18 protein-coding genes and 1 tRNA gene are annotated in these 19,559 nt (G+C 74.4%); 7 read left to right on the top strand and 12 right to left on the bottom strand.

Annotated features, from left to right (window positions below):
- Positions 1-26 precede the first annotated feature (26 nt).
- Positions 27-1,046 (top strand): LLM class flavin-dependent oxidoreductase, encoded by a 1,020-nt coding sequence (locus C1N71_RS10920; protein WP_137756427.1) that lies wholly within the window; start codon positions 27-29, stop codon positions 1,044-1,046.
- A gap of 144 nt (positions 1,047-1,190) precedes the next feature.
- Here C1N71_RS10920 and mscL read toward each other — a convergent pair whose 3' ends face one another.
- From mscL to C1N71_RS10905, 3 genes are read right to left on the bottom strand one after another with little or no spacing between them, the layout of a single operon-like run.
- Positions 1,191-1,592, bottom strand: a complete 402-nt coding sequence (mscL, locus tag C1N71_RS10915; protein WP_368074096.1) for a large conductance mechanosensitive channel protein MscL — start codon at positions 1,590-1,592, stop codon at positions 1,191-1,193.
- Between the two features lie 39 nt (positions 1,593-1,631).
- Complete coding sequence (locus C1N71_RS10910) at positions 1,632-1,946, bottom strand: FmdB family zinc ribbon protein (RefSeq protein WP_137756425.1); 315 nt, start codon at positions 1,944-1,946, stop codon at positions 1,632-1,634.
- 13 nt (positions 1,947-1,959) lie between these two features.
- The gene (locus tag C1N71_RS10905) at positions 1,960-2,532 is read right to left on the bottom strand and encodes a 5-formyltetrahydrofolate cyclo-ligase (RefSeq protein ID WP_137756424.1); all 573 of its coding nucleotides are present in this window, start codon (positions 2,530-2,532) and stop codon (positions 1,960-1,962) included.
- An 86-nt stretch (positions 2,533-2,618) separates the two neighbouring features.
- Here C1N71_RS10905 and C1N71_RS10900 point away from each other — a divergent pair, with 86 nt between their 5' ends.
- From C1N71_RS10900 to C1N71_RS10875, 6 genes are all read left to right on the top strand, one after another.
- Positions 2,619-3,206 (top strand): GNAT family N-acetyltransferase, encoded by a 588-nt coding sequence (locus C1N71_RS10900; RefSeq protein ID WP_254678165.1) that lies wholly within the window; start codon positions 2,619-2,621, stop codon positions 3,204-3,206.
- A 68-nt stretch (positions 3,207-3,274) separates the two neighbouring features.
- Complete coding sequence (locus C1N71_RS10895) at positions 3,275-4,243, top strand: hypothetical protein (RefSeq protein WP_137756422.1); 969 nt, start codon at positions 3,275-3,277, stop codon at positions 4,241-4,243.
- A gap of 57 nt (positions 4,244-4,300) precedes the next feature.
- Positions 4,301-4,376 (top strand) — tRNA-Ala (locus C1N71_RS10890).
- A 92-nt stretch (positions 4,377-4,468) separates the two neighbouring features.
- Positions 4,469-5,362: a UTP--glucose-1-phosphate uridylyltransferase GalU gene (gene galU / locus C1N71_RS10885; RefSeq protein WP_175414190.1), complete on the top strand. Its 894-nt coding sequence runs from the start codon at positions 4,469-4,471 to the stop codon at positions 5,360-5,362.
- A 79-nt stretch (positions 5,363-5,441) separates the two neighbouring features.
- Complete coding sequence (locus C1N71_RS10880) at positions 5,442-6,089, top strand: arsenate reductase/protein-tyrosine-phosphatase family protein (RefSeq protein ID WP_137756420.1); 648 nt, start codon at positions 5,442-5,444, stop codon at positions 6,087-6,089.
- Positions 6,090-6,138: 49 nt separating this feature from the next.
- The gene (locus C1N71_RS10875; RefSeq protein WP_137756419.1) at positions 6,139-7,752 is read left to right on the top strand and encodes a polysaccharide biosynthesis tyrosine autokinase; all 1,614 of its coding nucleotides are present in this window, start codon (positions 6,139-6,141) and stop codon (positions 7,750-7,752) included.
- A gap of 7 nt (positions 7,753-7,759) precedes the next feature.
- Here the strand turns inward: C1N71_RS10875 and C1N71_RS10870 are convergent, their stop codons facing one another.
- Genes C1N71_RS10870 through C1N71_RS10830 form a run of 9 tightly spaced genes read right to left on the bottom strand, consistent with a single transcriptional unit; the run spans position 7,760 to position 19,553 of the window.
- The gene (locus C1N71_RS10870) at positions 7,760-8,950 is read right to left on the bottom strand and encodes a glycosyltransferase family 4 protein (protein WP_137756418.1); all 1,191 of its coding nucleotides are present in this window, start codon (positions 8,948-8,950) and stop codon (positions 7,760-7,762) included.
- Positions 8,908-10,164: a hypothetical protein gene (locus C1N71_RS10865; RefSeq protein ID WP_137756417.1), complete on the bottom strand. Its 1,257-nt coding sequence runs from the start codon at positions 10,162-10,164 to the stop codon at positions 8,908-8,910. Before C1N71_RS10865 ends, C1N71_RS10870 begins: the two co-directional genes overlap by 43 nt.
- On the bottom strand, positions 10,161-11,291 hold the full coding sequence (gene wecB, locus C1N71_RS10860) for a non-hydrolyzing UDP-N-acetylglucosamine 2-epimerase (protein ID WP_137756416.1): 1,131 nt from the start codon (positions 11,289-11,291) through the stop codon (positions 10,161-10,163). Before wecB ends, C1N71_RS10865 begins: the two co-directional genes overlap by 4 nt.
- Positions 11,288-12,376, bottom strand: coding sequence for a polysaccharide biosynthesis C-terminal domain-containing protein (locus C1N71_RS10855; RefSeq protein WP_137756415.1), 1,089 nt, complete (start codon positions 12,374-12,376; stop codon positions 11,288-11,290). Before C1N71_RS10855 ends, wecB begins: the two co-directional genes overlap by 4 nt.
- Positions 12,376-13,419, bottom strand: coding sequence for a polysaccharide biosynthesis protein (locus C1N71_RS10850; RefSeq protein WP_137756414.1), 1,044 nt, complete (start codon positions 13,417-13,419; stop codon positions 12,376-12,378). Before C1N71_RS10850 ends, C1N71_RS10855 begins: the two co-directional genes overlap by 1 nt.
- Positions 13,416-14,771 (bottom strand): glycosyltransferase family 4 protein, encoded by a 1,356-nt coding sequence (locus C1N71_RS10845; RefSeq protein ID WP_137756413.1) that lies wholly within the window; start codon positions 14,769-14,771, stop codon positions 13,416-13,418. The genes C1N71_RS10850 and C1N71_RS10845 overlap by 4 nt, the downstream gene beginning before the upstream one ends.
- The gene (locus tag C1N71_RS10840; protein ID WP_137756412.1) at positions 14,768-15,433 is read right to left on the bottom strand and encodes a sugar transferase; all 666 of its coding nucleotides are present in this window, start codon (positions 15,431-15,433) and stop codon (positions 14,768-14,770) included. The genes C1N71_RS10845 and C1N71_RS10840 overlap by 4 nt, the downstream gene beginning before the upstream one ends.
- Positions 15,430-17,577, bottom strand: a complete 2,148-nt coding sequence (locus C1N71_RS15515; RefSeq protein WP_217495990.1) for an aminotransferase class I/II-fold pyridoxal phosphate-dependent enzyme — start codon at positions 17,575-17,577, stop codon at positions 15,430-15,432. Before C1N71_RS15515 ends, C1N71_RS10840 begins: the two co-directional genes overlap by 4 nt.
- Positions 17,574-19,553, bottom strand: coding sequence for a polysaccharide biosynthesis protein (locus C1N71_RS10830; RefSeq protein WP_137756411.1), 1,980 nt, complete (start codon positions 19,551-19,553; stop codon positions 17,574-17,576). Before C1N71_RS10830 ends, C1N71_RS15515 begins: the two co-directional genes overlap by 4 nt.
- Positions 19,554-19,559 lie beyond the last annotated feature (6 nt).

The raw sequence follows: 19,559 nt of genomic DNA, 5'->3' as shown, positions 1-19,559 counted from the left end.
TACGGATTCCGGAGTAGGCTGGAGTCGTGCGACGCTTCGGCACCCTCTCCTTCGGCCACTACGGACCCCTCGGCGGCGGCCGCGAGCTGACCGCGCAGGACACCCTGCTGCAGGCGATCGACCTCGCCGTGGCCATGGACGAGCTCGGCGTCGACGTCACGGCGATGCGCGTGCATCACTTCGCGCGCCAGCACGCGGCACCCATGCCCCTGCTCTCGGCGATCGCGGCGCGCACGCAGCGCATCCACGTCGGCACGGGCGTCGTCGACATGCGCTACGAGAACCCGCTCTACCTCGCGGAGGAGGCGGCGGCGCTCGATCTCATCGCCGGCGGCAGGCTCATGCTCGGCATCTCGCGCGGGAGCCCCGAGACGGTCGTGCGCGGCTACGAGCACTTCGGCTACCACGGTGACGACGAGCGCGGCGCCGACCTCGCCGCGCGGCACCTCGAGACGTTCCTCGCCGCCATCGAGGGCGAGCCGATCGCCGAGCGCGACCCCGACAGCCCCTTCGGCGGCGGCCGCGGCAGGCAGCGCATCGAGCCGCACTCGCCGACGCTGCGCGGCAACGTGTGGTGGGGCGCGGGGTCGACCGAGACGGCGATCCGCACCGGCACCCAGGGCATGCACCTCATGTCCTCGACCCTGCTGACGGAGGATCGGGGCATGCCGTTCGGCGACCTGCAGGCGGAGCAGCTCGCCGCCTTCCGCGCGGCATGGCGGGCCGCCGGGCACGCAGGGGAGGGACGCACGTCGGTGAGCCGCTCGATCTTCCCGATCACGTCGCAGCAGGAGGCCCTCATGTTCGGCGGCGCCGCCGGCCGGGATCAGGTCGGCGTCATCGACGGCTTCCGCTCGACGTTCGGCAAGACCTACGCCGCCGAGCCCGACGTGCTGATCGAGCAGCTGCGCGCCGACCGCGCCGTGATGGAGTCGGACACGCTGCTGCTGACCATCCCGTCGCAGCTGGGCGTCGCCGCGAACCTGCGCATCGTCGAGTCGTTCGCGCGGCACGTCGCGCCGGCGCTCGGGTGGCACGCCGGCTGACCGGCCCGCGACGGGCGTCCTGACGCGCGGAGCCCGGGCGCTGGCTCGTGTCTCGTGACGCGTGCTCGCGTTCGCTCGCGCTCCTCGACCGACTGGTGCGATGCGCAGCCGGCGCCGAGCTGCTGCTGCGTCGCCGGCGGCGGGCTACTGCTGCGTGGTCGCCGGGGGCGCGGTGCGCGCCTGCTGGCGCAGCAGCTCGCGGATGTCCTGCAGCACGTCGACGTCGGTCTCCTTCGCGGCCTCCTCCGTCGTGCCGCGGCGCTTCGCCTGACGCTCCTTGAACTTCGCCATCGGCATGACCATGGCGAAGTAGACGACCGCGGCGATGATGAGGAAGTTGATGATCGCCCCGATGACGAGGCCGATCTTGAAGATGCCGAGCTCGACGTCCGAGAAGTCGCTCTGCCCGGCGATCGCCGCGATGAGCGGATTGATGAGCCCCTCGACGATCTGGGTCACGATGTTCGTGAACGCGGTGCCGATGACGACCGCGACCGCCAGCTCCACGACGTTGCCGCGGAGGATGAACTCCTTGAATCCCTGCACGATGCCTGTCCCTTCGTGATGCGTCCGGTAGACGCGGTGTCAGCTGGAGGCGGTCGAGCTCGACGACGAGGTGGAGGGGCTGCTCGTCGACGACGGCTTCGCCTCCTTGGCCGTGCTCGAGGACGATCCCGAGTCGGAGCCGCCGCCGGAGCCGCCGCTCGCGGCGCCCGTCGTGCCGGCGCGCGAGTCGGTGCGGTAGAAGCCCGAGCCCTTGAACGTGACGCCGATGGCGTCGAAGCGCTTGCGCAGGCGGCCCCCGCACGTCTCGCAGACGGTGAGGGCGTCGTCGGTGAACGACTGGCGCACCTCGATGGCGGTGCCGCAGGCGGTGCACTGGTAGGCGTAGACGGGCATGGCGTGGTCCTTGTCAGAAGGTGCGTCGGCCGGACGGCGAGAGGATGCCGTCGACGGGCTGGTCGTGCGCCTCGGCGGGCACGGCATCCAGGATCTCATCGTCGTGGACGAGCGCGTACACCGGCGGCCTGCGGCCGAGCGCGCCGAGCGCCTTGTCGAAGTAGCCGCGGCCCCATCCCATGCGCATGCCGCGCGCGTCGACGGCGGATGCGGGCGCGAGGATGACGTCGACGTCGCACAGCACGGTGGGCGGCAGCACCTCGCCGGTCGGCTCCGGGAGCCCGAACGCGCCCTCGACGATCGCCTCGCCCTGCTCCGCCCAGTCGAGCAGCCCGTCCTGTCGTGCGATCGGCAGCAGCACGCGGACGCCGTGGTCGCGCGCCCACGCGAGGATGGCATCCGTGCCCGGCTCGTCGGGCAGCGAGAGGTAGGCGGCGACGTCGCGCGCGCCGAGCTCCTCGAGCAGCGCGATGGCGGCGTCCGCGATCGCCGCGTCGTCGGCGCGACGCTCCTCGTCGCTGCGCGCGCGGCGGGATGCGCGCACGCGCTCGCGGATCGCCCGCTTCTCGCCCACCACGTCCACCATCCGCCCATCGTAGGCATAGGCTCGGGCGCGTGATCGGCAGCACGCCTCGGCTCGAGGACGACGGCGTCGTCATCCGCGGCATCCGGATGCGCGATGCGCGTGCGCTCGAGCGCGAGCTCGTCGACAATCGGGCGTGGCTGCAGCGCTGGGAGGCGACGCTGCCGGGGCGCGCGCCGACGGGTCGGTTCGACACGCGCTCGAGCATCCGCAGCCTGCTCGACTCGGAGCGCGAGGGCACGGGCATCCCCTTCGTCATCGAGGTCGACGGCGAGCTCGCGGGGCAGCTGAACGTATCGGGCATCGCCGGCGGCGCGCTGTCGAGCGCGACGCTCGGCTACTGGGTGTCGGAGCGCTTCGCTGGGCGCGGGGTGACGCCGACGGCGGTGGCGCTCGCGACCGACCACTGCATGGTGGGGCTCGGCCTGCACCGGATGGAGATCTGCATCCGACCCGAGAACGTCGCGTCGCTGCGCGTGGTCGAGAAGCTGGGGTTCCGCTACGAGGGCCTGCGCGTGCGCTACATCCACATCGACGGCGACTGGCGCGACCACCTGTGCTTCGCGCTCGTGCGCGAGGAGCTCGCCGAGACGGTGCTCGCGCGCTGGCGCGGCGGTCGCGTGCCGCCGTTCGACCGCTCCGTCTACCCCGTGCCGGTGGGTCCGCAGCAGAGCTGATCGAGTCGCGTGCGCGACGCGCGGCGCGGCGCGCGGCCCATCGCGCATGCCGGTCGTACCGTCGTCGCATGCAGCTCGCGGGACTCGGCACCACCGTCGTGTTCGCGCTCGCCGCGCTCGTCTGGATCGCGTACCTCGTGCCCGTCTGGGTACGTCGCCGCGAGTACCTCGCGACCGAGCGCAACGCCGTGCGCCTGCAGCAGACGCTGCGCATCATGGCGGAGACCGCGCAGGCGCCGCCCGAGGTCGAGATCGCCGCGACGGCGCGCGAGATCGCCAGGCAGCAGCGCGTGCTGGCGAAGGAGGCGCGCCTGCAGCAGGCGATCGCGCGCGCGGAGGCGGTCGCGAAGGCGCGCGAGCTCGACGAGCAGATCAAGCGCGTCGAGCGCGAGGTGCGCGCGGCGGTCGCGGGCAGCGTCTCGCGCCGGCAGCGGCTGCGTCGCACGCGCCTGGCCTGCACGCTCATGCTCGTCGCGTCGATCGCCGTCGGCGTCGCGGGCGCGCTGCTGCCGCAGGCGACGCTGCTGCTCGCGTTCGCCGGCGTCGTCGCGACGCTCGCCGTCGGCGGGCTCGTCGCCGTGAATCGCACGAACGCGACGATCCGCGACGTCGCGCAGACCATGGAGCACGAGCCGCTCGTCGACGAGCGCCGCGCCGCGGCATCGCTCGAGTCGGAGCTCGCGTCCCGCGCGTGGACGCCGGTGCCCGTGCCGGCGCAGCGCCCCGGCCGTGCGCCGATCGACGTGCTGCGCGACCATGCCAGGCGGATCGTCGCGGAGGGCGAGGGCGCGACGATCACCCCGATCGGCGCGTCGTTCGAGCAGCTCGTCACCGGCGAGGTCGAGGTCGAGGAGCGCACTGGGAGCGTCGTCGCCGCGTCGACGACGGCCGAGCCCGAGCGCCTCGCCGCCGCGGCCGCCGAGCCGGCGCACGTGCCCGTCCCCGCGCCGCCGTCGCGCTTCGCCGCCATGGGGCGCGTCGACGACGACGAGGCCGGCTTCGACGTCGCCGCCGCGTTCCGACGCCGCGTCGGCTGACGACCCGCGGGCGATTTCGTCGTCGCCCGCATCTGGGGCTATGCTCGTCCATGGTCCGGGCCCGTGGCGCAGTTGGTAGCGCGTCTCGTTCGCAATGAGAAGGTCGGGGGTTCGATTCCCCCCGGGTCCACCATCCGAAGGCCTCCGCGATGCGGGGGCCTTCGTCGTGCCGCCCCGGTGGCGATGCGGCACGGGCGCGTCATGCCGGGTGGATACGATGCGGCCATGCACCGCGTGACCAAGGCCGTCCTCCCTGCAGCCGGCCTCGGCACCAGGTTCCTGCCGGCGACGAAGGCCCTGCCGAAGGAGATGCTGCCGGTCGTCGACCGGCCGGCGATCCAGTACGTCGTGACGGAGGCGGTCGAGGCCGGGCTGCACGACGTGCTCATGGTCACCGGACGCAACAAGAACGCGCTCGAGAACCACTTCGACCGCGCCACCGAGCTCGAGGCGACGCTCATCGCCAAGGGCGACGTCGACCGGCTCGCGGAGGTGCGGCAGTCGACGGGCCTCGCCCAGATGCACTACGTGCGCCAGGGCGATCCGCTCGGCCTCGGCCACGCGGTGCTGCGCGCGCGCTCGCACGTCGGCGGGCAGTCGTTCGCCGTGCTGCTCGGCGACGACATCATCGACGCCGCGACGCCGCTGCTGCAGCGCATGCTCGAGGTGCACGCCATCCACGGCATGAGCGTCGTCGCACTCATGGAGGTCGAGCCGGACCAGGCGCATCGCTACGGCGTCGCGACGGTCGAGGCGACGGATGCGGAGGACGTCGTGCGCGTGCGCGGCCTCGTCGAGAAGCCGGCGCCCGGCACCGCACCGTCGAACCTCGCCGTCATCGGCCGGTACGTGCTGCGTCCGGAGATCTTCGACGTGCTCGAGGACACGCAGCCGGGCGTCGGCGGCGAGATCCAGCTCACGGACGCGCTCCGCGTGGCCGCCGCCGACGAGGCGCACGGGCTGCTCGGCGTCGTCTTCCGCGGTCGACGCTTCGACACGGGCGACCGGCAGGGTCTGCTCGAGGCGACCGTGACGCTCGCGAGCGAGCGCGAGGACCTCGGTGCCGAGTTCCGCGCCTGGCTGCGTGCGTTCGTGGCGACGCTCGACGATCGCCCGTAGTCCCGACGCGTCCCCCAGGGGCTGAGGAGCCCTCATCTCGAGGGGGACGTGCTGCGACGCGCACGCCTACCATCGGCGCATGCCGCTGCCCAGCAGCCCGCGGGACGCACGTGACGAAGGGCCGTTCCGCATCCTCGTCGTGTGCACGGGCAACGTGTGCCGATCGCCGCTCGCGGCCGCGGTGCTCCGCGCGCGGCTCGCCCAGGGCACGGACGCGATCGCCGTCGCGAGCGCCGGGCTGCAGCCGCGCGAGGGCGAGCCGGTCGACCCCGCGGTCGCTCGGGAGGCTGGGCGTCTCGGCGTCGACGTCGCCGGGCATGCCGCGCGTGCGCTGAGGCTGGACGAGGTGATGACGAGCGATCTCGTGATCGTCGCGACGCGGCGGCAGCGCGCGGTGGTCGCCGAGCTCGCGCCCGCCGCCGCGTCGCGCACCTTCACGCTGCTCGAGCTCGACGCGACGCTCGCGCAGCTCGACGCGGGCGACGTCGCGACCCCTGCGCCGCCGGTCGCGCGGGACAGGCTGACGCAGGTGGTGCGCGCGGCGGCGCGTGCGCGGGGGCCCGCGGCGCGCGGCCTCGCGATCGACCTGCCCGACCCGTACCGAGGTTCGGCGGAGGTGCACCGCGGGGTCGCCGACCTCGTGGCGTCCGCCAGCGATCGCATCGCCGAGCGACTGCTCGCGCTCGGGGCGTCCACGCCGTCCGCGCAGGAGTCGGCGGCGCCATGAGCCGCGTACGACGGACGCCGCGCGTGCGGCTCGACCAAGGGGGATGCGCATGGAGCTGACGGATCTCGTGAGGATCCTGCGTCGACGATGGATCCCCATCGTCGCCGCAGGCGTCGTCGGCGTGGGGGGCGCTGCCGGCGTGTCGGCGCTGCAGGCGCCGTCGTACGAGTCGGCGACGCAGGTCTTCGTCTCGACCCAGACGGGAGAGACGAGCAGCGACCTCGCGCAGAGCAACGCCTACACGCTCTCGCGCGTGCTGACCTACGCCGAGCTCGCGAGCAGCGAGCGCGTGCTCGACGGGGTGATCGGCGAGCTCGGGCTCGACGTGGATGCCCGCGAGCTCGCCAGGCGCATCTCGGCGGCGCCCATCCCGGACACCACGATCATCCAGATCGTCGCGACCGACGATGACCCGGATCGCGCGGCCGCGATCGCGAACGCGACGGCGACGAGCCTCGCAGGCGTCGTCGCCGACGTCGAGGGCACCTCGACGCAGGCGAGCCCCGTGCGTCTCACGACCGTCGAGGAGGCGCGTCCCCCGGAGTCGGCGAGCAGCCCGAGGTGGGTGCTGAACCTCGTGCTCGGCGGCCTGCTCGCGCTCGCGCTCGCGACGGCCGTCGCGGTGCTGCGCGACGTGCTCGACACGCGCATCCGCTCGCCGCACGACGTCGAGCTCGCGACCCATCACCCCGTGATCGGCACCATCGCGTACGACGCGCGCGCTGCCGATCGTCCGCTCGTCGTGCACGACGCCCCGCACGACTTCCGCGCCGAGGCGTACCGATCGCTGCGCACGAACCTGCTGTTCGTCGAGGTCGAGGGCGGCCAGCGCACCTTCGTCGTGACGTCGTCCGTCGCGGGGGAGGGGAAGACGACCGCGACGGCGAACCTCGCGATCGCCCTCGCGCAGTCGGGCCAGACCGTGCTGCTCGTCGACGCCGACCTGCGCAAGCCGCGCGTCGCGGACGTGCTGGGCATCGAGGGCCGCGTCGGCCTCACGACGGTGCTCATCGGGGACGCGGAGGTCGACGACGCCGTGCAGGACTGGGGCGGCACGGGGCTCTTCGTGCTGCCCGCCGGCCGCGTGCCCCCCAATCCCAGCGAGCTGCTGGGCTCCCGCGCCATGGAGTCGTTGCTGCGCAGGCTCGAGGGCGAGTACGACTGGATCCTCGTCGACGCGCCGCCGCTGCTGCCCGTGACGGACGCCGCGGTGCTCGCGACGCGCACGTCGGGCGCGATCGTCGTCGTCGCCGCGGGGTCGACGACGCGCGGCCAGCTCGACGGGGCCCTCGCACGCCTCGGCACGGTCGACGTCCGCGTCGCCGGCGTGCTGCTGACGCGGCTGCCGACGACCGACGGGCATGCCTACGCGTACGGCTACGGCTACGGCCCGGGCGCTCCGCTCGACGACGAGCACGCCGCGATGCACGTCGCCGCGACGCGGGACGCTCGCGCGGCGCGCGCCGCGCGGCGTCAGGAGCAGGGCGACGACGATGCCGGCGCGCTGCAGGCACGGCTCGACGGCGACGCCGACGGCGATCCCGGTGGCGACGCCGCCGAGCGGGCGAACGCCCCCGACGCGGAGGCGACGGCACCGCGGGCGCCGCGCACGCCGCGGCCGCGACGCTCGAAGCGGGAGCGCGCGGGCGGCACCGGACGCTGAGGCGTCGTCAGCCGCGCGCGAGCCGGTCGCGCAGGATCGCGAGCACGTGCGGTGCCGCCTCGTCGCGCCACGCGTCGAAGGCGTCGGCGGCGAGCGCGCGCCTCCGGGTGCGCTCCGCGGCGCCCAGCCGAGCCCACGCCGCGATGCGCTCGGCCCACGCGTCGGGATCGAGCCCGCCCACGACGTCCCCCGCGCCCGCCGCGAGTCGCGAGGTCCACGGGGTCGTGTCGGCGGCGAGCACGGGGCATCCCACCGACAGCGCCTCCGCGATCACGTGGCCGAAGTTCTCGAAGGCCGTCGGGAAGGCGAAGAGGTCGTGGCCGGCGAAGGCGTCGCGCACCGCGTGCGGCTCGAGCGCGCCATGCATCCGCACGCGACCGGCCAGCGGGGGCGCCGCGGCGAGGGCGCGGCAGCGCGCGGCGTGCTCGGCATCCTCGGCGATGCCGTGCACGTCGAGGGTCCAGGGCTCGTCGACCCGCGCGAGCGCCGCGAGCAGCACCCCGAGGCCCTTGTTGGGCACGAGCCTGCTCACGAACGCGAGCCGCAGCGGGCCGTCGTCGGCGTGCGAGCGCATCGCGCGCTGCGGCAGCGCGTGGTCGTCCTCGCGGACGACGACGGTCGCCTCGTCGCCCATCACGGCGCGCACGTCGCGCGCCTCGCGCTCGGTCGAGGCGTGCCACACGACGCCCTCGTCGAGGCGGGCCGCGGCGGCGAGGCGGAGGAACGCGCGCTTCCTGCCGGCGCGCAGCGCGAGCGCGGCGGGCGCGAGCTCGCCGCGCGGCGCGAGCAGCACGGGCAGCCGCCGCGCCCGCGCCCAGCCGCGCACGAGGATCGAGAAGACCGGATCGAACAGGCCGTTGACGTAGACGAGGTCGGGCGGCGGCGCGCTCGCGAGCGCACGCAGCACGGCGTCCGGGCGGCGGCGATCGACGTAGTGGATGCGTGCGCGGCCCTGCGGCAGCCAGGCGCGGCGCGGCACGGGCAGCCGCTCGTCGCCGCCGAGGTCGCGATCGCCGCACACCACGGCCACCTGGACGTCGTCGGGCGCGGTGTCCACGAGCGCGGCGAGCGTGCGGATGGGGCCGCCGCCCCGGAAGGCGGGTGGGAAGAGCGGGGCGCTCACGAGCACCCGCAGCCGCACGCGCGTCGCCGCGCTCACGGCGCCGCCGGCCGATCGACGGGCGCCGGGCTGCGCCATGCCGCGCCGACGACGATCGCGAGCGCTGCGAGGGTGCCGCCGAGCATCGCGAGCGGCACGAGGACGAATGGCGCGGCGACGAGCGCGAGCGCGGCGGTGCTGCCGAGCACGACGACGCACGCGGCGAGGCGCGCAGCGACCATCGCGCCGCCGACGTCGCGCACCTTGAGCTCGAGCGTGACGACGGAGACGGCAGCGGCGAGGGCGTACTCCGCGCTCACGAGGGCGAGGATCGCGTGGGCGCCGTGCCAGGTGGAGCCCAGCAGGGCCTCGCCGAGCGCCTCCGGCAGCGCGAGCAGCAGCGCCGTCCACGCCGCCTGCACGACGAGGAGCGATGCGAGGACCACCGCGAGCAGCCGCGCGCGACGCGGCGGCGGCAGCGCCACGAGGCGACCGAGCACCGCGAGGTCGAGGAGCGCCAGCAGCAGGTTGACGGGGCCGAGCAGCGAGCCGGCGCCGAGCAACGCGCCGCTCGCGGCGGCGCCGAAGCCCGCCGCGACGAGCGTCGACAGGGCGAGGGCGGTGCCCGAGGCGACGAGCGCGACGACCGTGGAGCCGCCGCGAGCGCCGCCGCCGCGCACGACGAGCCTCCGCGCATGGCGCAGAGACGCGACGGGGCGCGTCAGCGCGAGGCCGGTCGCCGCGCTCGCCGCGACGATGCCCGCCCACCACACGAGCGCGCTCCACTCCGCGAGCGATGCGGGTGCCACGAGCAGGGCGGCGACGCCGACGAGCCAGACGAGGTCGGATGCGAGCGCACGGGCGGGCCGGTCGGCTGCGACGGCGGCGTAGCGCGTGAGGTCCTGCACGCAGGCGAGCACCGCCGCGACGCCGACGACGACGAAGGTCGTCCGCGACGCGGCCTGGCCGGTCGCAGCCAGCACCGCGGGCAGCACGACGCCGATCCCGAGCACGACGAGCGGCGACGCCGCCGCGACGAGGAGGCACGCGCCGCCGAGCAGTCGCCGGCGCTCGTGCGCATCCGCCCCTCGCGACAGCGCGAGCGGCAGCCCCAGCCAGGCACGGCAGCACGCGAGCACGAGCACGAGCCCCGCGAACGCGATCGCGAAGCCGCCGAACGCCTCGGGCGAGAGCCGCCCCGCGATCGCGACGACGACGAGCAGGTTCGCGCCGCTCGAGGCGGCCTGATCGACGAGCGTCGTGCCGATGGCGCGCGCCGCGGGGGCGCGCGCCCGGATCCGCGTCGCGCTCACCGCCGCAGCCCGGCGCGCTCCCGGTGGGATCGCGTGCTGGAGAGGATGAACGAGGCGACGCGCCGCGAGACGTCGTCGGGTGCGTAGTCGACCGGCGCGGTCGGCGGGCCCATCGCCGCGTGCAGCGCGAGCGTCGCGCGCACCGCCTCGACGACGCCCTCGGGATCGACGCCGCTCGTCACGATCGCGCCGACGTCGAGCGCCTCCGGCCGCTCGATCGCGTCGCGCAGCGTCACGGCGGGGAAGCCGAGGATGCTCGACTCCTCCGCGATCGTGCCGCTGTCCGACAGCACGACGAGGGCCGAGCGCTGCAGCGCGACGTAGTCGTGGAAGCCGAAGGGCGCGTGCAGCGTGAGCCGTCGCAGCAGCTCGGGCGCCTGCTCGGCGAGGCGCCTGCGCGTGCGCGGATGCGTCGACACGAGCACGGGCGCATCGTGCTCGGCGCCGAGCGCGTCGAGCGCCCGCAGCGCGCGCTCGAGCCGCACCGGATCGTCGACGGTCTCCTCGCGGTGCAGGCTCACCAGCAGGTAGCCGTGCCTCGCGAGCCCCTGCCGCTCGAGCACGTCGCTCGCCTCGATGCGCTCGCGGCTCTGCGCGAGCACCTCGCGCATCGGCGAGCCGGTGACGACGACGCGGGAGGGATGCAGCCCCTCGGCGAGGAGGTTGCGCCGCGCGTGCTCCGTGTAGGCGAGGTTGTAGTCGGCGACGTGGTCGACGAGCCGGCGATTCGTCTCCTCGGGCACGTTCTCGTCGAACGCTCGATTGCCCGCCTCCATGTGGAAGACCGGCACGCGCATCCGCCTGCCCATGACCGCGGCGATGCAGCTGTTCGTGTCGCCGAGCACGAGCATCGCATCCGGCCGCTCCTCGGCGATCGCCGTCTCGACGCGGGCGAGGATCGTGCCGAGCGCGGCGCCGAGCGACGACGTGTCGGCTGCGAGGAAGCGGTCGGGCCGACGCAGCTCGAGGTCCTCGAAGAGCAGCTCGTTGAGCTCGTAGTCGTAGTTCTGGCCCGTGTGCACCACGACGTGGTCGACGAGCCGGTCGAGCAGCCGCATCGTCGCGGCGAGGCGGATGATCTCGGGCCTCGTGCCCACGACCGTCATGACCTTCAGGCGCGCGCTCATGCCAGCACCGGCTCGGCGATCGTGTCGGGACGCGTCGGATCGAAGAGGTCGTCGGTCCAGAACGACGTGTGCAGCGGCACGTCGCCGACGTTCTCGATGCTGTGGCTCCAGAGCGTCGGCATGTCGACGGCGACGGGCGCGTCGCCGTCGACGGGGATCTCGACGACGTCGGTCGTGAGGATGCGGCGCAGCCGGATGACGGCGCGACCGGAGACGACCGCGAAGCGCTCGAACTTGCGGCGATGGAAGTGGTCGCCGCGCGTCACGCCGGGCGCGGTCGTCGACGACGACGCCTGACCGCTGCCGCCGCGAGCGCGCACGAGCTCGACGAACGTGCCGCGCGCGTCGGTGCGGCTCGTGAGCGGGATCGCCGGTCGCCGCGTCACGAGGTGGGAGCGGTAGGTGTTGAACAGGTCGCGGTCGAGCCGCTCGCCGATGTCGGGCACGTCGCCGGCGTCGTAGGCGCTCGCGATGCGCTCGAGCCGGGCGAGCAGCCCGGCGACGCTCTCGCGGTGCGCGCGCTCGCGGGCCGCGTCGTCCCCGAGCAGCAGGTCCGCCGCGTCCTGCGCGTGCAGGAGCTCGAGCGTGCGATCCTCGTGCACCTCGGGTCGCCCGCCGGTCGCGAGCAGGTGGCAGAACGTCGCCGTGACCGAGTTCGCGAAGGGCCGGCCGTGCTCGCCGAAGAGGTTGGGCAGCCGGTGCTCGACGAAGCGCGCGCCGATCGACGTCGCCGCCTCGCGCAGCACGTCGCCGGCGCGCTCCTTCGCCTCGCCGTACGCCGTGCCGTTGCCGACCTGGGTCGTGCTGGCGTAGCCGATGGTGGCGGGCGGGGTGCGCACGGCCAGCAGCACGTCGCGCAGCTGGTCGGCGAGCAGCGCGTTGCCCTCGTGCACCTCCTCGTCGGGCGCACGATGCACGCCCGCGAGGTGCAGCACGGCATCCGCGCCGTCGACGGCGGCGACGGCGGCAGCCTCGTCGAGCCGATCGCCCAGCGAGACGGGCATCGCGGTCGCGCCCGCCTCGCGGAGGGCGGCGCGCACGTGGAGGCCGAGGAAGCCGCCGGCGCCCGTGACGGCGACGCGCATCACGCGTGCGTGCGCGCGAGGCCCGCCTGCGCGAGCTCGGCGCGGATCTCGGGCAGCGTGAGCAGCAGCTCCTCGACCTCGGACACGGTCATGCGCGGCACCGTGTGCGAGTCGTAGTCGAGGAACTCGGCCTGCCTCGCGTCGCCCTCGTGGACGTAGAGCTCGTAGTCGAGCCCGCGGGAGTCGAGCGGGATGCGGAAGTAGTCGCCCATGTCGATCGCCTTCGACAGCTCCTCGCGGCTCGCGAGCGCCTCGGACACCTTCTCCGCGTGGCGCGTGCCGATGATCTCGATCTGCGAGTCGGAGCGGAACAGCCGCAGCATCGCCGTCGCGAGGTCCTGGATCGTGCACGCCTGCGCCTTGCGGATGAACAGGTCCCCCTGCCGCGCGTGGTGGAATGCGAACTCCACGAGGTCGACCGAGTCGGCGAGCGACATCATGAACCGCGTCATGTGCGGGTTCGTGATCGTGATGGGCTTGCGGGCGCGCATCTGCGACAGGAACAGCGGGATGACGCTGCCGCGCGAGCACATGACGTTGCCGTAGCGCACGCACGCCATCGTGGTCGTGGTCGTGGGGTTGTTGAGGCCGTGCGAGCGGGCCACCTTCTCCATGAGCGCCTTGCTCATGCCCATGGCGTTCACGGGGTAGACGGCCTTGTCGGTGCTGAGGAACACCGCCGAGCGCACGCCGGCGCGGTCGGCGCACCGCACGACGTTCTCGCTGCCCTGCACGTTCGTGCGCACCGCCTCCATGGGGAAGAACTCGCACGAGGGCACCTGCTTGAGCGCCGCGGCGTGGAAGACGTGGTCGACGCCGGTCATCGCCCTCGCGACGCTGCCCTCGTCGCGGACGTCGCCGATGTAGAAGCGCAGCCGCGGGTCGTGCATGGCGTGGCGCATGTCGTCCTGCTTGGCCTCGTCGCGGCTGAGGATGCGCACCTGGCCGACGCCGTCGCGCAGGAGCCTCGCCGCGACCGTCCTGCCGAACGATCCCGTGCCTCCCGTGATGAGGACCGTCGCGTCCTCGAGTCCTGTCGTCATCGCTGCCTCGCCTGCTCTCGTGGTGCCGGGCGGCCGCTGCCGCGACCGCCGATGCCGGATGGGTGGGATGCGCGACGGTGCATCGCGCCAGGTCTGCCGACGTCCTCGCGCACGACGTCGTGGAGGATCGCCTCGATGGCGTCGACGCCCGCGGCGAGCGACATCGAGCGCTCGTACGCGGACCGCGCGCGCCTCGACATCGCCGCGCGCTCGTCGTCGCCGAGGTCCATGGCGACGCGGAACGCGGCGGCGATGCCCTCCGCGTCGACGGTGGGCGCGACGACGCCGGCGCCGTGCTCCGCGACGATGTCCGCAGCCGCGCCCCGCACGGCTGCGACGACCGGAACGCCGTGCAGGAGGCTCGTGGGCAGCTTCGACGGCACGGTCGTGCGCAACGCCGGGGTCTCGGCGAGCGACACGACCTGGAAGTCGTGGTCGCGGTAGATCTCGGCCATGCGATCGGTTCCGACGCGTCCGTGGAATCGCACGGAGCGAAGGCCGAGCAGCGTCGCGAGCGCTCGCAGCCGATCCTCCGCCGTGCCGGTGCCGTACACGTCGAGCGAGAAGCGCGGATCGCCGTCGACCATCGCCGCGGCGCGCAGCACCTCGTCGAGTCGCTGCGCGTCGCCGAGGTTCCCCGCGTAGAGGAACGACGTCGAGCGTCGGCCGCGGCGCGCGGGGCGTTCGAGCGCGGGCGACCGACGCTCCTCCGCCCAGTTCGACACGGCGTGCACGCGCGAGCGCGGTGCGCCGCGCTCGACGAGCGTGGCCGCCATCGGCCGCGAGATGCCGATCGTCGCGGACGCCTGGGCGTACGCGCGGCGCAGCAGCGGCTCGAGCGCGCCCGCGATGAGGTGCCCCGCCCCGGATCCGACGAACGAGGCGCCGACGATCGAGTCCGGCCAGAGGTCCTGCACGTGCAGCACGAACGGCGGTCCGCCGCGTCGCCGCCACAGCGCGGGGCCGAGCGCGGGCGTCATCTGCGTCGCGTAGACGTAGACGACGTCCGCGGACATGCCGAGCCTGCCGCGCAGCGCGCTCGAGAGCGCGAAGCTCGCGTAGCTCGCCGCGCGCCGCAGGGTGCGCTCCGAGCGGTCGAGCAGCATCGGCACGCGATGCACGCGCACGCCCCGCACCGTCTCGACGACGTGCGCCCGCTGCCGCTGACCCTCGGGGAGCCGCCCCGTGGGGTAGTTCGGGAACGTCGTCAGCACGCGCACCTCGTGGCCGCGTCGCTGCAGCTCCTCGGCGAGCAGCGTGGGGATGGAGGCGGGCTCCGGCCAGTAGTACTGGCTCACGACGAGCACGCGGAGCCGGCGCGCCGCGCCTGCGACGGATGCGGTGGCGGTCATCGGCTCGTCTCCTCGGTCGTCGCGCCGCGCGATGCGCCGCTGGTGCCGTCGCCGAGGTCGTCGATGTCCTCGGGCGTCTGGTGCTGCACGATCCCGTCGCGACGCAGCACCGCGCCCGCGGTCGCGGCGAGGAGCCGCAGGTCCGTCGCGAGGCTCAGCGTGGCGACGTACTCGAGGTCCGACTCGATGCGCACCGACCACGGCGCGGCATCGCGGTAGCGCAGCTGCGCGAGCCCGGTGATGCCCTGCGGCACCGAGACGCGGCCGCGCTGGCGCGCCGTATAGCGCTCGTACTGGTCGGGGACGGTGGGGCGCGGCCCGACGAAGGCCATCTCGCCGCGCAGGATGTTCCACAGCTGCGGCAGCTCGTCGAGGCTCGAGGCGCGCAGCACGCGACCGAGCGGGGGCACGAGGTCCATGCCGGGCAGCACGTAGCCGTCGCCGAGCCGCTCGGCGTCGCGCACGAGCGTGCGGAACTTCACGATCGCGAAGCGTCGCCCGTGCAGCCCCACGCGCTCCTGGCGGAACAGCACGGGCCTGCCCATCGAGGCGAGGATCGCGAGGGCGATGGCGAGCATGACCGGGGAGGCGACGACGAGGCCGACGCCGGCGACGATGCGGTCGGCCACGCCCCGCGCCGCGAGGTAGCGCGCGGCGCTCATCGCAGCACCCGCGCGAGCTCGCGTGCGATGCGCCGCATGTCCTGCGCGTCGTAGCGATGGTCGACCGGCAGCGACAGCAGGTCGTCCGGCCATGCCTCCTGGGTCGCGAACCCGGCCGGTCGCGGCCAGTGGATGGGGCAGTAGACCTCCGCGCGGGCGAGCGCCGACTGCGTCGCGAGGGGGTCTGCGACGCGCACCGGCAGGTGCGAGGGCACCTCGAGGGAGCCGACGGGCACGGCCGTCGCGATGCCGACGTCGTCGAGCGCCGCAGCGAGCACGTGCGCGTTCGCGATCCGCCGCTGCGCGAGCGCGCCGAGGTCGAGCGCGTCGAGCACGGCGTGCCCCCGCCTGCTCATGCGTCGGGGCGCCCAGTCGCGCTCGAGGAGGGCCTTGGAGGCGTCGAGCATGATGCGCGAGTGCGGGGTGACGCCGCGCTCCACGTCGAAGGACGCCATGGCGGCGTACCTGCCCGTCTCCCGCGCGCGTCGCAGCACGGGCGGCTCGACGTCGTCGGGCATGTGCAGGTAGGCGCCGTCGGTCGTCGGCAGCACCTTGCGCAGGCTCGCGTACGCGAAGTCCGCGCCCCACTGGTTCATCGTGAAGGGCAGGTGCGTCTCGTCGGCGATGACCGCGACGCCCTCCGCCCGCATCGCCGCGACGTCGCCGAGGTCCGCGAACGTCGGCGCGGCACCGAAGTAGCGCATGACGAGCACCGCATCCACCTCTCGCGCCTGCGCCATCCGCAGCGCGGCCGCGAGATCGGGGGAGAGGTCGTGGTGCACCGGGTAGTCGCGGATCTCCCAGCCGCGGTCGCGGAACGGCGCGAGGATGCTCTCGCACAGGAAGGCGGGCACCGCGACGCGGCTCGCGCCCGAGCGCTCGAGCACCATGGCCGTCGCGGCGATCGCCTGCCTGCCCGTCTCGAGCATGAGCGTGGCGGGAGTCCACGGCCGCCGCGACGGCGTGCGGGTCGTGACGCCGACGTCGATGGGGAAGTCGGAGCCGATGGGCCTGCGGCACGAGCGCGGAGCGATGGCGGCGCGCAGCGCCTCGAGCACGCGGTCGACGCTCGCGTCGTCGAGCGACGAGCCGCTCGGCAGCACGACGCCCGTGCGGAACAGCCGCTCGCTCGCGCCGGAGACGAACGCCCGCTCGTGCGCGAACGCCGGCTGCAGGTGCATCGGCTTCCACAGCGGCCTCGTGTCGATGCCGCGCTCGTCGAGCACGCGTCGCACGGCGGCGGCGTCGACGCGGGCGAGGCTCGCGTCGACGACGATCGCGGTCAGCCATGCGTTGTCGCCCATGGCGTCGCCGAGCAGCTCGACGCCGTCCAGCCCGGCGACGAGCGCGCGATAGCGCTCGCGGATCGCGCGTCGGCGCGCGATCATCGCGTCGAGCCGAGCCAGCTGCGCCCGGCCGAGCGCGGCCAGCACGTTCGACAGCCGGTAGTTGTAGCCGACCTCCTCGTGCTCGTAGTGCTCGACGGGCATCCTCGCCTGCGTCGACAGGTGGCGCACGCGGTCGGCGATCGCGCGGTCGTCGGTGAGCAGCATGCCTCCACCCGACGTCGTCATGACCTTGTTGCCGTTGAACGAGACGATGGACGCGTCGCCGAAGGAGCCGGCGGGGCGACCGGCGCGCGTCGAGCCGAGCGACTCGGCCGCGTCGACGAGCATGCGGGCGCCGTGGCGCTCGGCGATGGTCCGGATCGCGTCGTGGTCGGCGACGCGGCCGAGGAGGTCGACCGGCACGATCGCGGAGGCGGGCGTGCCCTCGCGCTCGAGCGTCGCCATCGCCTCGGCGACGAGGCCGACGTCGACGTTGCCGCTCGACGGGTCGGCGTCGACGAGCACCGGGTGCGCGCCGACGTAGGCGATGGCGTTGACCGTGGCGGCGAACGTCATCGACGACGTCACGACGCGGTCCCCAGGCCGGACGCCGAGCGCGAGGAGCCCGAGGTGCAGCGCCGCCGTGCCCGACGAGAGCGCGACGCCGTGCGCCACCCCGACGCGGGCCGCGACCCCGCGCTCGAACGCGTCGACCTCGGGGCCGAGCGGTGCGACCCATCCCGAGCGCAGGGCCGCGACGACCGCGCGCTCCTCGAGCATGCCGACGTCGGGGGCGGACAGCAGGACGCGGGTCATCGCACGCGCTCCGTTCGGTCGAGGGCGTCGCGCCGGGACGGTGCGAGCGCGGGGATGGGCGGGCAGTCGGCGGTGATGGGCGCGATGCTCGGAGCCTCGGACGACTGCGTCGCCCGTGGGCTCGCGGCAGCCCGGCGCCAGCGCGCGTCCCACGCCTCCTTGTCGAGCGCCGTGTGCTCGAGGGGCGGCACGGGCGCCTGCGTGATGAGGGGGTGCAGCGGCCGCGCGCCCTGCTCGTCGGGGCCGACGAGCTCCTCGTGCAGCTTCTCGTGGGGTCGCAGGCCCGTGAAGACGATGTCGACGTCCTTGCCGGACATGGCGATCATGCGGCGCGCGACGTCGAGGATGCGCACGGGCTCGCCCATGTCGAGGATGAGCACCTCGCCGGGGCTGCCGATCGCCGCGGCTTGCACGACGAGCTGGCACGCCTCCGGGATCGACATGAAGTACCGCGTGACGTCGGGATGCGTCACCGTCACGGGGCCGCCCGCCTCGATGAGCGCGGCGAAGACGGGCACCATCGAGCCGCGGCTGCCGAGCACGTTGCCGAAGCGCACCGACAGGAATCGCCCGCTGGCGCGTGCGGCGCTCGCCGCCGTGAGTCGCTCGGCGAGCCGCTTCGAGTGGCCGAGCACGCTCGTGGGGTTCGCGGCCTTGTCGGTCGAGATGTTCACGAACGTCTCGACGCCGACGGCCTCCGCGGCGGCGAGCACGGCGCGCGTGCCGAGCACGTTCGTCTTCCACCCCTCGTCGGGGTACTGCTCGAGCATCGGCAGGTGCTTGAGCGCCGCGGCGTGGAACACGACCTCGGGGCGCCGGTCGGCGAAGATGTCGGCGATCGCCTCCGCGTCGCGCACGTCGGCGAGCACGACGTCGCGCGTGGAGAGCAGGCCGTTGCCGTGCACGTCGAGCTGCACGGCCTGCAGCGCCGACTCGTCGCGGTCGAGCATGATGAGCTCCGCGGGCGCCCAGCGGGCGAGCTGCCTGCACAGCTCGGCTCCGATCGATCCGCCCGCGCCCGTCACGAGCACACGACGCCCGGTGACGCATCCCGCGACGCGCTCGACGTCGGTGTCGATGGGGCGTCGGCCGACGATGTCCTCGATGCTGAGCCGACGCAGATCCGTCACCTGCGCCGTGCCGCGCATCATGTCCGCGAAGGGCGGCATGACGAGCACCTCGAGGCCGAGGGCGCTCGTCTGCGCCTCGATGGCGCCGAGCAGCTCGGCGTCGGCGCGCGCGATGGCGACGACGAGCCGCGTGGCGCCCGTCTCGGCCACGATCCGAGCCAGCTCGGCGCGCGTGCCGAGCACGCGCACGCCGCAGCGCACGGCGCCGCGCAGCCGCGGGTCGTCGTCGACGAGGCCGACGGCGCGCAGCGGCGAGTGCTCGTCGGTGCGCATGCGACGCACGAGGTGGGTCCCCGCGTAGCCCGCTCCGAGCACGAGCGCCGGCTCGGCCGCGGGGGCGGGTCGGTGGCCGCTCTCGAGCAGGATCCGCACGCCGTAGCGCATGCTGCCCATCGCGAGCAGCGCGATGGGGCCTGCGATGACGACCGCGGTGCGCGGCAGGTGCAGCTCGGCGGCGAACGCGATGGTCGGCAGCCCGATCGCGACGAGGGCGACGGCGACGACGCCGACGAGCGTCGTCAGCTCCTCGAGGCTGCCGTATCCGTGCCGCCCGCGGTAGAGGCCGAGCGCGTGGCCGAGCAGCAGCTGCGCCAGCACGAGCAGCGCCACGACGCCGAGGACGCCGAGCGGTCGCACGGCGCCGACCGCGAGATCCTCCCGGAGCCAGATCGCGAGGGGCACGGCGATGGCCCAGGCGAGGCCGTCGCCCGCCATCGCGGGCGCGGGACGCGCGACGCCGTCGCGCAGGAGCATCCGCTCGGCGAGCGACCGCAGCCGGGCGGCGGCGCCCGAGAGGTCGTGGCGCGCAGGAGCGTCCATCGTCGCGGTCCATCGCATCGCAGCCATCCCGCC

The sequence above is a fragment of the Agrococcus sp. SGAir0287 genome (assembly GCF_005484985.1).
GTDB lineage: Bacteria > Actinomycetota > Actinomycetes > Actinomycetales > Microbacteriaceae > Agrococcus.
Note: the sequence above shows the minus strand (reverse complement) of the source record. Positions and strands in the feature narration are given on the sequence as shown.

What these genes read in the sequence shown, in the direction of transcription:
- C1N71_RS10900 (WP_254678165.1), top strand. Translation starts at nt 2,619, where the DNA reads ATGCGCGATGCGCGTGCGCTCGAGCGCGAGCTCGTCGACAATCGGGCG.
- C1N71_RS10880 (WP_137756420.1), top strand. Translation starts at nt 5,442, where the DNA reads ATGCCGCTGCCCAGCAGCCCGCGGGACGCACGTGACGAAGGGCCGTTC.
- C1N71_RS15515 (WP_217495990.1), bottom strand. Translation starts at nt 17,577, where the DNA reads ATGACCCGCGTCCTGCTGTCCGCCCCCGACGTCGGCATGCTCGAGGAG.
- C1N71_RS10855 (WP_137756415.1), bottom strand. Translation starts at nt 12,376, where the DNA reads ATGCGCGTCGCCGTCACGGGCGCCGGCGGCTTCCTCGGCCTCCACGTG.
- wecB (WP_137756416.1), bottom strand. Translation starts at nt 11,291, where the DNA reads ATGAGCGCGCGCCTGAAGGTCATGACGGTCGTGGGCACGAGGCCCGAG.
- C1N71_RS10830 (WP_137756411.1), bottom strand. Translation starts at nt 19,553, where the DNA reads ATGGCTGCGATGCGATGGACCGCGACGATGGACGCTCCTGCGCGCCAC.
- C1N71_RS10845 (WP_137756413.1), bottom strand. Translation starts at nt 14,771, where the DNA reads ATGACCGCCACCGCATCCGTCGCAGGCGCGGCGCGCCGGCTCCGCGTG.
- C1N71_RS10895 (WP_137756422.1), top strand. Translation starts at nt 3,275, where the DNA reads ATGCAGCTCGCGGGACTCGGCACCACCGTCGTGTTCGCGCTCGCCGCG.
- C1N71_RS10870 (WP_137756418.1), bottom strand. Translation starts at nt 8,950, where the DNA reads ATGGCGCAGCCCGGCGCCCGTCGATCGGCCGGCGGCGCCGTGAGCGCG.
- galU (WP_175414190.1), top strand. Translation starts at nt 4,469, where the DNA reads ATGCACCGCGTGACCAAGGCCGTCCTCCCTGCAGCCGGCCTCGGCACC.
- C1N71_RS10875 (WP_137756419.1), top strand. Translation starts at nt 6,139, where the DNA reads ATGGAGCTGACGGATCTCGTGAGGATCCTGCGTCGACGATGGATCCCC.
- C1N71_RS10840 (WP_137756412.1), bottom strand. Translation starts at nt 15,433, where the DNA reads ATGAGCGCCGCGCGCTACCTCGCGGCGCGGGGCGTGGCCGACCGCATC.
- C1N71_RS10905 (WP_137756424.1), bottom strand. Translation starts at nt 2,532, where the DNA reads ATGGTGGACGTGGTGGGCGAGAAGCGGGCGATCCGCGAGCGCGTGCGC.
- C1N71_RS10850 (WP_137756414.1), bottom strand. Translation starts at nt 13,419, where the DNA reads ATGACGACAGGACTCGAGGACGCGACGGTCCTCATCACGGGAGGCACG.
- C1N71_RS10910 (WP_137756425.1), bottom strand. Translation starts at nt 1,946, where the DNA reads ATGCCCGTCTACGCCTACCAGTGCACCGCCTGCGGCACCGCCATCGAG.